Source organism: Pradoshia sp. TA40_28 (assembly GCF_059694525.1).
In genome coordinates, this window is the sequence record NZ_JCATZO010000003.1 from 164471 (window position 1) to 177181 (window position 12711).

The 12711-nt window shown below is 38.7% G+C and carries 16 protein-coding genes; all 16 read right to left on the bottom strand.

Features of this window, described 5'->3' with window-relative positions; translation table 11 throughout:
• Positions 1-33: 33 nt before the first annotated feature.
• Entirely contained in the window at positions 34-876 is an 843-nt protein-coding gene (locus AC58NB_RS04945; RefSeq protein WP_497425712.1) for a M50 family metallopeptidase, read from the bottom strand.
• A 16-nt stretch (positions 877-892) separates the two neighbouring features.
• The gene (locus AC58NB_RS04950; protein WP_497425713.1) at positions 893-1684 is read right to left on the bottom strand and encodes a peptidoglycan DD-metalloendopeptidase family protein; all 792 of its coding nucleotides are present in this window, start codon (positions 1682-1684) and stop codon (positions 893-895) included.
• A 110-nt stretch (positions 1685-1794) separates the two neighbouring features.
• The gene (gene minD, locus AC58NB_RS04955) at positions 1795-2598 is read right to left on the bottom strand and encodes a septum site-determining protein MinD (protein ID WP_497425714.1); all 804 of its coding nucleotides are present in this window, start codon (positions 2596-2598) and stop codon (positions 1795-1797) included.
• A gap of 2 nt (positions 2599-2600) precedes the next feature.
• On the bottom strand, positions 2601-3284 hold the full coding sequence (gene minC / locus AC58NB_RS04960; RefSeq protein WP_497425715.1) for a septum site-determining protein MinC: 684 nt from the start codon (positions 3282-3284) through the stop codon (positions 2601-2603).
• Between the two features lie 77 nt (positions 3285-3361).
• Complete coding sequence (gene mreD, locus AC58NB_RS04965) at positions 3362-3877, bottom strand: rod shape-determining protein MreD (protein ID WP_497425716.1); 516 nt, start codon at positions 3875-3877, stop codon at positions 3362-3364.
• Positions 3874-4746, bottom strand: coding sequence for a rod shape-determining protein MreC (mreC, locus tag AC58NB_RS04970; protein WP_497425717.1), 873 nt, complete (start codon positions 4744-4746; stop codon positions 3874-3876). Before mreC ends, mreD begins: the two co-directional genes overlap by 4 nt.
• A 53-nt stretch (positions 4747-4799) precedes the next feature.
• Positions 4800-5816 carry a rod shape-determining protein gene (locus tag AC58NB_RS04975; protein WP_497425718.1) on the bottom strand — a complete coding sequence of 339 codons (1017 nt, stop codon included), beginning with the start codon at positions 5814-5816 and terminating at the stop codon, positions 4800-4802.
• A gap of 162 nt (positions 5817-5978) precedes the next feature.
• Complete coding sequence (gene radC / locus AC58NB_RS04980; protein WP_497425719.1) at positions 5979-6668, bottom strand: RadC family protein; 690 nt, start codon at positions 6666-6668, stop codon at positions 5979-5981.
• Positions 6669-6706: 38 nt separating this feature from the next.
• Complete coding sequence (locus tag AC58NB_RS04985) at positions 6707-7267, bottom strand: Maf family protein (RefSeq protein ID WP_497425720.1); 561 nt, start codon at positions 7265-7267, stop codon at positions 6707-6709.
• A gap of 171 nt (positions 7268-7438) precedes the next feature.
• Entirely contained in the window at positions 7439-8392 is a 954-nt protein-coding gene (locus tag AC58NB_RS04990) for a hypothetical protein (protein WP_497425721.1), read from the bottom strand.
• A 95-nt stretch (positions 8393-8487) separates the two neighbouring features.
• Complete coding sequence (locus AC58NB_RS04995) at positions 8488-8967, bottom strand: type II secretion system protein (RefSeq protein ID WP_497425722.1); 480 nt, start codon at positions 8965-8967, stop codon at positions 8488-8490.
• 31 nt (positions 8968-8998) lie between these two features.
• Complete coding sequence (locus AC58NB_RS05000) at positions 8999-9775, bottom strand: hypothetical protein (RefSeq protein WP_497425723.1); 777 nt, start codon at positions 9773-9775, stop codon at positions 8999-9001.
• A complete protein-coding gene (locus AC58NB_RS05005; protein WP_497425724.1) occupies positions 9772-10410 on the bottom strand; it encodes a hypothetical protein in 639 nt (212 codons plus the stop codon). Before AC58NB_RS05005 ends, AC58NB_RS05000 begins: the two co-directional genes overlap by 4 nt.
• A complete protein-coding gene (gene pilM / locus AC58NB_RS05010) occupies positions 10410-11405 on the bottom strand; it encodes a type IV pilus biogenesis protein PilM (RefSeq protein WP_497425725.1) in 996 nt (331 codons plus the stop codon). Before pilM ends, AC58NB_RS05005 begins: the two co-directional genes overlap by 1 nt.
• Positions 11406-11428: 23 nt before the next feature.
• On the bottom strand, positions 11429-12178 hold the full coding sequence (locus AC58NB_RS05015) for a prepilin peptidase (protein WP_497425726.1): 750 nt from the start codon (positions 12176-12178) through the stop codon (positions 11429-11431).
• A complete protein-coding gene (locus tag AC58NB_RS05020; RefSeq protein ID WP_497425727.1) occupies positions 12178-12636 on the bottom strand; it encodes a prepilin-type N-terminal cleavage/methylation domain-containing protein in 459 nt (152 codons plus the stop codon). Before AC58NB_RS05020 ends, AC58NB_RS05015 begins: the two co-directional genes overlap by 1 nt.
• Between the last annotated feature and the right edge of the window lie 75 nt (positions 12637-12711).

Consider the following 12711-nt stretch of genomic DNA (forward strand, 5'->3'; position numbering starts at 1 on the left):
TTAATCTTACTTTAACGAGTCATGAGAAGAGCGTCAATAAGGATACAATAGTTCTCCGATGGGCCGATGAGCAAGTTTTGTGGTAAAACAAGCATGCAATAATTCTGATTCATCAAGTTTCCCTACTTCTTCATCCTTGTGTTTCACAATAATAATATGCTTATTGTCCCTGCGAAAATCCTCCAGTATTTTGTAAATCAACATATCCTTTTCGGCTTCCAAACGCGATATCCCTCGAATATCCAGATTATGTCCGTAATGCCTTTCCATTAAAAATCGCATAAAAACAAATTGGCGGTGTTTCCACTCCTTCCAAAGTGAAAAGATAAGAAAACCAAAGACCATCCACCAATTCACATTAAGTGGATTAACAGCGAGTAATCCAATCAAAGCAAAGAGCAGACTTACCCCGGATATCATAATAATCAGGCGGTGTGCATGCAAAAAAGGCAAGCGCTTGCTTAATAAAACAAACAATGCTTTTCCTCCATCAAGAGGCCAAATGGGAGCCAAATTTACAAATAAAACAATGAAATTAAAAAGAATTAAACTCGTATACATATATTCAGAAATAAAACCATTTACATAGAAAATATAGGTGATTCCCAGAATCCATATATGCTGCACGGGACCAGCGGCTAATACAATCAATTCCTCCTGCCAGGGACGGTTTCCATGTTCATCCGTCTCCAACTCTCCTCCAAAAGGCAAAAGTGTAACAGATTTTATTCTCCAACCAAATAGCTGCGCTGCAAATGCATGACCCAGCTCATGACATAACACAACCATAAACATTAAAAGCAATTCAGTAAATCTTGCTGTTAGCACACCTAAAGCAAGTAAAGCCCATGTCAGAGGATGTATACGTATTTTCATCAGCACAGGCCAGATGTTATTCAAATGAAATCACCTCATTAGGGTCAATAAACTTTCCATTAGCTTTTAATGCAAAGTAAAACTCCCCCTTATCCGGCTCATCTGACGGTGATACTCTCCCTACCTTGGCACCCTTCTTAATCTCCTCGTAAAGACTCACATTTATTTCTTGGAGGCGAGCATACCATGATTCACTTTTATCTGGATGCTGGACAATGACCGTTTTTCCGTGTGTCTCCTTTTCCCCGGCATATATGACAACCCCCTCTTTAATGGTATCAACGGAGGCACTATTAGATGTCTTAATTAAGACCCCCTGTCCATCCTTGACAAAGCCCTGCATAATTGTGCCTGTAGCCGGTGTTGCAAAACGATTATCAGAAGCGGAGTTATCAGACCCATTAAGCGAATCTTCCGGCAAGAAAGCAAATGGTTTACCAATGGTATCCTCAAACCAGTTAGATACTGTAGCAAATTGAAATTCCTGTTGATAAGCCTTTTCCAGAGCGATTTTCGCTGTCTCTGTCCACGGAGCGGATGTCCGATAGATAATGGCCATACATAAAACCAGACAAACAGAGGCGAGTATACGAAATAATATCCAATCTTTGTTTATAAAAGGCGGTTTTGTATGTTGATGGATTCCCTCTTCGTATACAAAGACATTTTCAGCTCCCCATTCTTTTTCATCTTCCACTTCGGGCCAGGAAGGTCGTTCATTCTTATTAACCGTAATCATTCTTTCCCGGTTTTTCCTTCTCTCTGCAATACGTTTGCGGACATCTGAGCTATTTCGGCTGCCCATCATTTCACCTCTCCATACAGCTCTTTTCTAAAAGATATGTAGGATTGGACCAAGCTATGCTATTAAACACACAAAAAAAGGATCTCTAAAATGATTAGAGATCCTTCCCGATATTACTTAACACCAAATAATTTTTTTATACGCGTAAACATTCCTGTTTTTTCATCTTCAAGCGGTTTAAGCGGTATAGACTCACCCAGGATACGACGGGCAATGTCTCGATAGGCAATAGATGCTCTATTATTTGGATCAAACACAATTGGCTCTCCCTGGTTCGATCCTTTTATCACATCATCGTCATCTACTACTATTCCAATTAAATCGATAGATAGATGAGTTGTTATTTCATCAATATCAAGCATATCGCCCATTTTTAGCATATGGTTACGAATACGATTTATAACCAATTTTGGAGATTCAACATTAGGTTCTTTCTCCAATAAACCAATAATCCGATCTGCATCTCGGACAGCTGAGGTTTCCGGTGTCGTTACAACAATCGCCTTGTCAGCACCGGCTACTGCATTCTTATACCCTTGTTCTATACCGGCCGGACAATCAATTATAATATAATCGAAATCCTGCTTTAGAGTATCAATTAATTGTTTAACCTGCTTTGGATTAACTGAAGTTTTATCCGCTGTCTGTGCTGCAGGCATTAAATATAGACGGTCATCAAAACGTTTATCTTTCACGAGTGCTTGATGGATTTTACATCTTCCGTCAATTACATCTACCAAATCGTAAATAATACGATTTTCAAGACCCATTACCACATCCAGATTTCTCAACCCAATATCTGTATCAACCAGACAGACTCTTTTCCCCATTAACGCTAAGGCAGTTCCAACATTGGCTGAAGTAGTTGTTTTCCCTACTCCACCTTTACCGGATGTTATTACTATGGCCTCTCCCATGGCTATACGCCCTCCTCAAAAAAGGATAAATTAGGTCTCACTTTACATAAAACTTGTAATCTATCAAAAATCATCTCACCAGATTGATTTAAATAAGCACATTCCATTTTGTGGTCATCATGCTCATTATAATCAAAAGAGTTATATAAAACATCTCCAATAACGATTTGGGATGGCCTGAATACAGATGCAGATACGACGCATTCCTTATTCCCATATATACCTGCCTGAGCCTTCCCTCGCAGTGTTCCCATAATGAATATATTACCGCCGGCTCTAACAGTCGCTCCAGGATTCACATCTCCAATTAAGAGCAAGTCACCCTTTACTTCCATAATTTGACCCGATCGGACCATTTTCACTACTTTTGTCACAGCGACTTCTTCAGCCAACCTCTTGGATTCTTCAAGTAGAATAACATTCGATTGAACGTTTTTTACAATCATATATCCCTTTTTTTCTACTAAATCCACAAGCACTTTCGCTTGTTCATCCGACAAATATCGATTACCGGTATGTATCGTAACATGAATACTCGATGTTGGCTCAATCGTTGAATTATGAATAGACAATTTTTCATCCAGATCTTTTAGTGCATCAGAAAGGGATGAATGATCATCAATAACAATCGTTAAACCTTGTTTACTTCCTTTGATCATAACATGCTGAACATTTTTCTTTCCCATGACGTCGTGCTCACCTCAATGCAATTTAATTCGACATGAGCGCTGACAAATCCTTTTTTTAAAAGAATCATTCCCGTTTAAATATCTTCTTCAACAGTCCATTTCTTAACCCATTTCGCTAATACATAAGCAAGGAGGATTAGGAAGATCAGATTCAAAATTAGGGTAGGCAGCAATCTCATACGTGCAAATTCAATGAACGTCAACGAAGTATAACCAATTAAGGTATTTACCTCATAGACGATAATTTCTAAAACAGATATAGCAAGCAAACATACAGATGAGACAATTCCTAGATTATGCTGCAGTACTTTCATCAATTGACTTGATAAGTACACTACTAACGGCAAAGTGAACAAATATACACCCAGCACTTCTGTATATACGACATCATAGAAGATACCCATTACAAAAGCATACAGGATTCCGAGGTTCCTCTTTCCATAAACACTTAAAAAGACTAAAAAGATGACAATAAACCTCGGTACCAATACGAAGGGTGTTGTATATAATTTCGCCGAAAAGATTTCAACAAAAATCCCCTCGGATATAAAAACAAGAACAGCTAAAAGGAAGATTTTGAACCTTATCACAGGTCATCCCCCTCATTGCTATCTGTTTCTACAGTAGTCATTGTACGTTTGACAATCATTACATTATTTAGATCATAGAAATTCGCTGCTGGCTTAACCAAGGCGGTTTGTGTCAATCCATATTGATCAATGATGACTTCCTCTACTTTCCCTATAACTAATCCTTCTGGGAAAACACCGCCAAGTCCGGATGTTGTAACATTCTCACCTTTTTTAATTTTAGCATCATAGTGAAGCCCTGTTAATAATAAGGCTTGCTTATCTTCGTCATATCCCTGAATAAAGCCATAAGATGGCGTTTTGCCCTGTACTTTAGCAGAAATACGATTTTGCGGATCAAGAGCAGTCATCAATTGTACCGTAGAGGTAAATTGAGAAACACTTTTGACTTTTCCGATTAATCCTTCCGCGGTGATAACAGCCATGTTTTTCTTAATGCCATTTACACTGCCTTTGCTGACAGTTAATGTTTCATGCCATCTTTCCGGGCCTCTGCCAATGACAGTAGCGTGAGCGACAGTATGATCACTTAAATCTTCTTTTTTCTTCAGTATATTACTTAATTCTTCATTTTCTTTTTTCAAATCATATATTTCTGTTTCAAGCTTCACATACTCTTCCAGGCGTGATTTAAGATTCTTATTTTCTTCATATGTATTCCTTAAATCAGATAGATTCTCAAAAAAGCCCGCTACAGCAGAAGCGGGCTTATGGAATACAGTTTGAACCAAGCCGGCTGAATCCTTCATAAACTGTTCAGGCCAGCTCAAATCATCCCTTTCCCGAAGTGAGAACCCAATCAAAGCCACCAGAAAGATGATGCTAATCAGCAAGATAATCAATTTTTTGTTTAAGAAAAATTGCGGCATTTCCTTGCTCCTCTGTCATTATTATCCTCTTTCAGGATTTGTGCGTTCTATTTTTATCTTGAATCTTTAACTTTTGACTTGAACAGATGAATATGATCAAGAGCCTTACCAGTACCGATTGCTACACAATCCAATGGATTTTCAGCAATAAGAACAGGCATTTTCGTTTCTTCACTAATTACTTTATCTAAGTTACGTAATAATGCTCCACCACCTGTTAATACAATACCGCGATCCATGATATCAGCAGCAAGTTCCGGCGGAGTTTTTTCAAGTGTGTTTTTAACTGCATCGACAATCGAATAAACCGTATCATGTAAAGCCTTTGCAATTTCATCCGGCGTGATTTCAATCGTTTTCGGAAGACCTGTTAATAAGTCACGGCCACGAATCTCCATGTTCTCAATACCTTCCGGCTCTCCAGCAGAACCAATTTCAAGCTTAATAGCTTCAGAAGTTCTGTCTCCGATCATCAGATTGTAATTCTTACGGATAAAGTTAATAATCGCTTCGTCCATCTCGTCCCCTGCGATGCGAATAGATTGGCTAGTCACAATACCGCCCAGAGAAATGATAGCTACTTCCGTTGTACCGCCACCGATATCAACAACCATGCTGCCTGTAGGTTCCCAAACAGGTAGGTTTGCCCCAATTGCAGCTGCAAATGGTTCTTCAATCGTATAAGCATCACGTGCACCAGCTTGTCTTGTTGCATCAACAACAGCTCTCTCTTCAACAGCTGTAATTCCGGATGGAACGCATACCATTACATATGGTTTACGTGCAAACAAGCCTTGATTCTTTAATGCTTGTTTCATATAATACTTCATCATCGTTGCAGTTGTATCATAATCAGCAATAACGCCATCTTTCATAGGGCGAAGCGCCACTACGTTACCAGGTGTACGACCGATCATGTTTTTTGCATCATTTCCTACAGCAACAATCGATTTTGTATCCGTTTGAAAGGCAACAACTGAAGGCTCACGGACTACGATGCCTTTTCCTTTTACATATACAAGTGTATTGGCAGTTCCTAAATCAATTCCTAAATCTCTATTTCCCAGCATCTTTTAATATCTCCCTTTCTGAAACATATTCCATATTAGGTACGAATTTTTTATTTTTCTTTTTCATGTCAAAAAGTCAATTTCTTTCGGCAATATGATGAAAAACAATTCTATAAAAAGCATACGTAATATTATAGCTTATCCTCATTTGAATTCCTAGTATTATAAATATCCTTTTTCTTTAAGACTTACATATTTTTTCTCTCCGATTACCAAATGATCCAAAAGTTCTATTCCCATAATTTTTCCGCATTCAGCCAGACGTTTTGTTACTTCAATATCTTCACGACTTGGAGTGGGGTCTCCTGATGGGTGGTTATGCAGACATATAATAGATGCTGCAGATCTGCGGAGAGCTTCTTTGAAGACTTCACGGGGATGGACAATAGAGGCGTTTAAACTGCCGATAAAGACGGTCTGTTTATGGAGTATTTGGTTTTTCGTATTCAAATAAATACAAACAAAATGTTCCTGCGATAAAAAACGCATATCATTCATACAATAATTAGCACAGTCCTCCGGCGAACGAATCACATAACGCTCTTCATTCGTCAAATTGTTAATTCTTCTGCCTAATTCCATTGCTGCAGCAAGCTGCACAGCCTTTGCTTCCCCAATACCTTTAATGCTGGTCATTTCTTCTATGCTGGATTCTTTCAAAAGCCGTAAACCGCCAAACTTAGCTAACAGCTGATTGGCAAGATTCATGACGGAATCTTCTTTTGTTCCAGTTCTTAAAAGCAGTGCCAGTAACTCTTGGTTTGACAAACTTTCTGGTCCAAATTGGATAAATCGCTCTCTTGGGCGGTCATCCTTTGGATAGTCTCTTATCATAATTTGCGTTGTATCCATCCATATCCTCCATTCCACTGACGGAGTGAGGTTGTTTCTTAAGGATGCATTAATTTTTCAAGTTCCCTCTTAAGTCTGGAAACCGGGAGCCCTACAACTGTGAAGTAATCACCTTCTATTCTCTTCACCAGCAAGGAACCAAATCCCTGTATACCGTAGGATCCCGCTTTATCAAACGGTTCTCCGGTCAATACATATTGTTCGATTTCTTCTTTTTTTAGCGGCCAGAACTCTACATCTGTTTTCTCATAAAACAAGATAGAATCTTGACCTCTTAATAAGGCGACTCCTGTATAAACTTGATGGACATTACCGGATAGTCGAGTCAGCGTGGAAATGGCTTCTTCTTTATTCTTCGGTTTGCCCAGGATATCACCATCCATAACTACAATAGTATCTGCGCCTATCACTACGGAATCACGGTTAGTTTCAGCGACAACAGTTGATTTTATGCGTGCCAATTCCATCACTATTTCGTGTGGTTCCATTCCATCCTGATAGGTTTCATCTGCGTAACTTACTTTCACCTGAAAAGGTATATTCAGCATTCCAAGTAATTCTTTTCTTCTTGGGGAAGAAGAAGCTAAGATTAAATCCATTTCGCCACCTGCCATAAGAATTTGTATAGATAGGGAGATACATATTCATCCTAACAGAATACGACACCATTCTCAATTCCGGATTACTTTAAAAGCAAATAAAAAAGAGTGCCTTTTTTATCAGGCACTTTTTAGCGTACGAAATGTCTTAATTATTTCCCGGAAAATACATTAGAGCTTATACCATTCATTATGAAATTGAAGAATACATTTTTGAAGCTGCATTAAGGTTGATTCCTCAGGGTTAGATTGATAGGAAGACCATGTTTTATTCATACTTTCACTTAAATTATGCAAATTTTGTAGTTCTTTCGGAATATTTTCGATTTTAATTGATTTAATAGCAACCTTTCCACTTGTTTCATTATGTAAAAGTGCGCCTGATACTAATTTAGTATAAAGACTCGTATTATCAATCATATTTCGGATGATTTCCGCTTCTTTACCAGAATAGGATTTTTTTGTTTCTCCTTGAAAATGTATTTCTTTCCAATACGTTTCGACGCCTCCTTCTTTATATAAGAGAGCCAGCTGTTTCGTCTCTTCTAGAGTAGAAGCTGCTCCTATATAAATGAAGTATTTATCCTCCTGTTCAAAAATGATGGTTGGAATCCCGTCATTTTCAATAAGGGTGGCGCGTTGTTCAGCTGCCTGTTTACTTGAATATACCCCTCCCTGTACGACAAAGGCATTTAAATCTTTATTTATTTTTTGTTGGCCCTGCGGCACTGTTTTTGAACCGACCGCTGGAATAGATTCCTGTATTTTTACGGTCTCCTCTTCCCCTCCAAACAACACAATTTTTAAAACGACAACGCCAAAAAATGTTCCTGTAATAAGAGCAATCAGGACAGGGATCCCTGTTGCCAGTACACGTAATTTATTCAGTTGAACATACTTAATAAAAGCCGGTTTTTTTGAGGACTTTGATTTTGGCTCTTTTTTTTCAATCGATTTATCATCGGGCACTATCCAAAGAGGCGGCTGTTGCTCCTCTTCAACAGTGCTGGCGATTTCCTCAAAGACATCCAATATATCTGGATCTTCACTTGGAATCCATTTATATTCTTTTTTTTCGCCATTTACGTTTACTATAATCGTTCGTTCCCGGGTTGGCTTATCCATTCCATTGCCTCCGCGTTTTTTGTTCATCTTATCATTCCGTCAAAAAAAAAGAACAAGACTCTTGTCGTCTTGTCCAAAAAGGTTTCGCCAAATTTCTAGTTATCCCTATCCTCTACATTTTCTTCTTTTATGTCAGCGATAGGCAAAGGCAGGTAAGCGTCATCTTGCTTTTCTCCGCACAATTTACGTTCAATGCCCATTAAACAAATAGATACGGCTTTTCCATCTTTAAAGGCTACATAAGAATCAGCAGAACTTTCCAACCCCCATTTTTCACCAGTATCTGGATCTATAATAACATCCAAAAACCCAGAGAGTACGAGTTCCGTATACGTTACGATCTCGTTAACAGGTTCCTTATGGAATTCTTTATTTTTGTAATAGACTGTACCGGCATTGCGCATGATATACGCATTGGAAACAAATGCCTGAGTTCTTGCCTTTTGGATGACATTCCCAATCACCAGGACAGTAACAGCTGCTATGATCCCCAGAATGACAATAACCGCCAGCAACTCAATTAATGTAGCCCCATTCTCGCTTGATTGCCATTTGCCGTTCTTTTTATTTACCATTTATGTCACGACCTGATTGTTTTCTATTAAATTACTCATTGTCTATTTTTGTATCTTCATAAACATCTGGAGCAATACTTAACGGATTATTTTTATCTGCCGGAAGCGGTGTCTCCATATCAGGCAAATGTTTTTGCAGATCTATCAAATCCGGAGAATAAAAAGCAGATAGGCCTAATGTATATACAAGGGGCTCCATGTTCTGTTCGATGGATGTTACTTCTTCAGTACCTACAAAATCTATGCTGTCTACTTTTATTATTCTTTTGGAGGATTCCATTGTCTCAATAAATGATTCAATTTCGGTATAGGTATCCGCCTGAACTGTCACCTTAACTGCTAACTTTTTAACACCTTGCGGCAAAGGTAATGGAGCTTCTGTCATTTCTTCTTCTGGATTTGCTGAGTCAGCTGTATCGGGTTCTCCGGTGGCATCAGCTGTTTGAGCAGACTCTGTTTCTTCTTCTGCTGTAAGGTCTTCCTCTTTTACTTCCATTTTTAAGATCAAACTAGCAGAAATAACTTCTGCTTTTTCTAAATCAAGGATTAATTGATCACCCAAGGGTTTGACCGGTAGTTTTTTTTGCAACTCCATCGTTGATTGATAGGTTGTTCCAGCTGAATGGTTCATCTTTGCAGATAAAGAATCTAATACAGTTTGCTGCAGCTCCAATTCGGTCTTCTTTGTTTCAACGCTAGATTTCATAGGAGCAATCTGCAGATTATATAAACCTGTAAATAGTAATAGAATGGCGGTACATACTCCAACCAATAAAAATACTTGTATTTTACTTAATCGCCAACTCATTCAGACTTCACCTCTTCTTCAGAGGGCAGGTTACCGTCAGCCTTCAATTTTTTTACTTCCAGTAAATTAAGAGTAAGCTCAAACGTCCCAATATATCGAGGATCATAGTTTAGTTGATCTGTGTTACCATCTTCACTTTCTTCTGCCTCTTCTTCCACTGGTGCTGCTTCAAGTGAGTTGACCATCGCATTACTAATGACACTAGTTGATGATAGTTCCTTCAGATAATAGGCAGCTTCTTCAGCCTTATCAAACCTTACCTCAATTTTAATCGACCCATTCTCTGCATATGAAAAAGATTCGATAAATCCGCGTGCCGGTAAGAATCCAATTAAATGCCTTAAAAGCGGTACCGTTTTGGTGGGGTATTGATTTGCCCAATTAACCTTTTCAGTTAATAATGTTACAGAATTGCTGTTTTCCTGAGATACTACCTTCTGTTGTTCCATTTCAATGGTTTGAGCGGTCATTTCATATTCTTGATCCAACGCATTCAATTGGCTTTGATTAGTTTGATATTGCCAAAAATAGAGAATTCCGCAAAGAATTCCAGCAAAGACTGCTGTTAGAATAATTAAGATGACCCCCAGGCTTTTGCGCTCTTTTTTTGGCAGTAAGTTAATTTCTACAAGCATCATCTCACTCCTTTAAGAGCCAATCCCCCTGCTAAATAAAAGGGCTCCGGCAATTCAGGTTCCTTGTTGGATTGTAAATATCCCTTTGGAATAGTCACCACAGTTTGTTCATATCTCTTTTTTATGTCAGAGATCACTTCATCCAGAAATGGGTGATCGCCTGTTATAACTATTTTAGTAACTTTATGCTGCTCCAGACTCAATGAATACTGATAAAAGCTCAAAACACGATCAATCTCTGTATACGTATCCTCTAACAATTGCATATAATCTTCCGTGTCTCCCCTGAATGCCATGATTTCTTTCTCTGCTTCTACACGTGAAGGTTCCCATTCACCACTCGTCCCCGTAATAGGGATATTTTTCATAAATATCGGCTTATCATTTATAAAAATACTGGAATTAACGGTTTGAAGATTAAATTCAATTAATAAAAGATGGTCGTCTGATTCACTTTCTCCTGCATGGTAAAACAGTCTGTACAACGACAATGGAGATATATCTGCTTCTATAGGGTAAAGCTGGGATTTTTCAAGTAAAGCCGCGTACTCAGATACTACCTCTTCTTGCGCTGCAAAGAGGAGGATTTCCTTTTTTTCCTCTGTCTCATTAAATAGAACGATATCAAAGACAGGCTCTTCAAATGGGAGATGAATGCTCGTTCCCATTTCTAAATACAGATACCCTCTTATTTCATCCTCTTTAATATCCTTAGGAATGGAAACCTTACGTATAACCAAGCGGGAGTCCGGCACTAAAAATCGTACCTGACGCTTATGTATTTTCCATTTGGCAACACAATCACTCAAAATATCCTTAAGAAGGTCAAAATCAGTAATAATGCCATCCTTTATAACACCGGCAGGTAAAAAATGCTCACCGCATTTGTGGACAATCGGTGGGTCTAGCTGCTTAAGTTCTACATAACGAATCACATGGTCTTTTAACACCAGGTTCACAACCCGATTGCTGCCTGAAAATAAAGTTAAAGCCATCATAACTTCTCCCTTCTATCCAATCATAAAAATTGTATATACCAGTCTAACAGGGACTCCCCAAAAAAGTAGGCCACCAGCGTGCCAATGACGATAAACGGGCCAAATGGAATCGGCTTACTGCGTTTCACAAGACCGAGCAGCATGCCAATCACACCAAATATTGCCCCAAAAAAGGCCGAGAATAGAAAGGCAAGAATAACTCCCTTTATGCCCATAACAAAACCAATCAAAGAGAATAATTTTATATCTCCGCCACCCATGCCACCTTTGCTGACCACAGCGATCAATAGCGGGATTCCAAATCCAGCGATTGCCCCTACTAAACCGTCCCACCATGGGTCCAACGGTATAAATATCCGGATAAACAAAAAAACAACTGTAAAAAACAGCAGAATTTTGTTCGGTATAAGCATGTATTTCAAATCTGATATAAAAATGATGACCAGCAGGGAAATAAGTGCCCATGCCGCAAACAATTCAATAGTCCAGCCAAGCAGCATCGGAGCTGCCAAGAATAAGCAGGCTGTTGTCAGTTCCATAATCGGATAAATAGGAGAAATGCCTGCTTTACACTCACGGCATTTCCCCCCTTGAAACACATATGAAACTACTGGGATGAGCTCTAACGGTCTCAAGGTATGACCGCAGGTCGGACAAGCCGACCTTGGAGCCACAATCGATTCTTTCGCTGGAATCCTCAATCCTACCACATTATAAAATGAACCAAAGATGAGGCCGGTGAGGAAGATTAAGAGATAGAGAGTAAACATTATGGTAATGTAATATCTCCTCTTTCAAGTTCACCTGCGACTTTTCCTGCAGAAGCAGCTTTGATATAACTATGGTCGGCAGCTGATTTTAATACAACAATATACTTAGGAGCTTCCGTACCAGTTTTTTTGGTATAAGTTACAGTAGATTTGGCTTTATCATATGTTACTGATTTGTTACTTGGATCAAGTAAATTCTCTAAATAACCGCCTTTTTCAAGCTGGTCAAAGGTAGCAGGTACAGAATCTGCATTTCCATTCTCCGCCACATACATTCTCATTGCATTGGCCGCTTGCTTTGCATTTACCACATGCGCATCCTTCTCACTGTTTTTCATAATCGTTCCAATCGCTGGGATGGCAATCGCAGCAATAATTCCAAGGATGACAACAACTGCTAAAAGCTCAACAAGCGTAAAGCCTTTTTCGTTCTTCACGTGCTTTTTGAATAATTTCATTTTAATTTTCCTCCTAAAAGCATTTAGTATAATAGTCCAAACGTTCTATATATCTTACAATATATACTATATTTT

What these genes read in the sequence shown, in the direction of transcription:
- AC58NB_RS04945 (WP_497425712.1), bottom strand. Translation starts at nt 876, where the DNA reads ATGAAAATACGTATACATCCTCTGACATGGGCTTTACTTGCTTTAGGT.
- AC58NB_RS04950 (WP_497425713.1), bottom strand. Translation starts at nt 1,684, where the DNA reads ATGATGGGCAGCCGAAATAGCTCAGATGTCCGCAAACGTATTGCAGAG.
- minD (WP_497425714.1), bottom strand. Translation starts at nt 2,598, where the DNA reads ATGGGAGAGGCCATAGTAATAACATCCGGTAAAGGTGGAGTAGGGAAA.
- minC (WP_497425715.1), bottom strand. Translation starts at nt 3,284, where the DNA reads ATGGGAAAGAAAAATGTTCAGCATGTTATGATCAAAGGAAGTAAACAA.
- mreC (WP_497425717.1), bottom strand. Translation starts at nt 4,746, where the DNA reads ATGCCGCAATTTTTCTTAAACAAAAAATTGATTATCTTGCTGATTAGC.
- AC58NB_RS04975 (WP_497425718.1), bottom strand. Translation starts at nt 5,816, where the DNA reads ATGCTGGGAAATAGAGATTTAGGAATTGATTTAGGAACTGCCAATACA.
- radC (WP_497425719.1), bottom strand. Translation starts at nt 6,668, where the DNA reads ATGGATACAACGCAAATTATGATAAGAGACTATCCAAAGGATGACCGC.
- AC58NB_RS04985 (WP_497425720.1), bottom strand. Translation starts at nt 7,267, where the DNA reads ATGGATTTAATCTTAGCTTCTTCTTCCCCAAGAAGAAAAGAATTACTT.
- AC58NB_RS04990 (WP_497425721.1), bottom strand. Translation starts at nt 8,392, where the DNA reads ATGGATAAGCCAACCCGGGAACGAACGATTATAGTAAACGTAAATGGC.
- AC58NB_RS04995 (WP_497425722.1), bottom strand. Translation starts at nt 8,967, where the DNA reads ATGGTAAATAAAAAGAACGGCAAATGGCAATCAAGCGAGAATGGGGCT.
- AC58NB_RS05000 (WP_497425723.1), bottom strand. Translation starts at nt 9,775, where the DNA reads ATGAGTTGGCGATTAAGTAAAATACAAGTATTTTTATTGGTTGGAGTA.
- AC58NB_RS05005 (WP_497425724.1), bottom strand. Translation starts at nt 10,410, where the DNA reads ATGCTTGTAGAAATTAACTTACTGCCAAAAAAAGAGCGCAAAAGCCTG.
- pilM (WP_497425725.1), bottom strand. Translation starts at nt 11,405, where the DNA reads ATGGCTTTAACTTTATTTTCAGGCAGCAATCGGGTTGTGAACCTGGTG.
- AC58NB_RS05015 (WP_497425726.1), bottom strand. Translation starts at nt 12,178, where the DNA reads ATGTTTACTCTCTATCTCTTAATCTTCCTCACCGGCCTCATCTTTGGT.
- AC58NB_RS05020 (WP_497425727.1), bottom strand. Translation starts at nt 12,636, where the DNA reads ATGAAATTATTCAAAAAGCACGTGAAGAACGAAAAAGGCTTTACGCTT.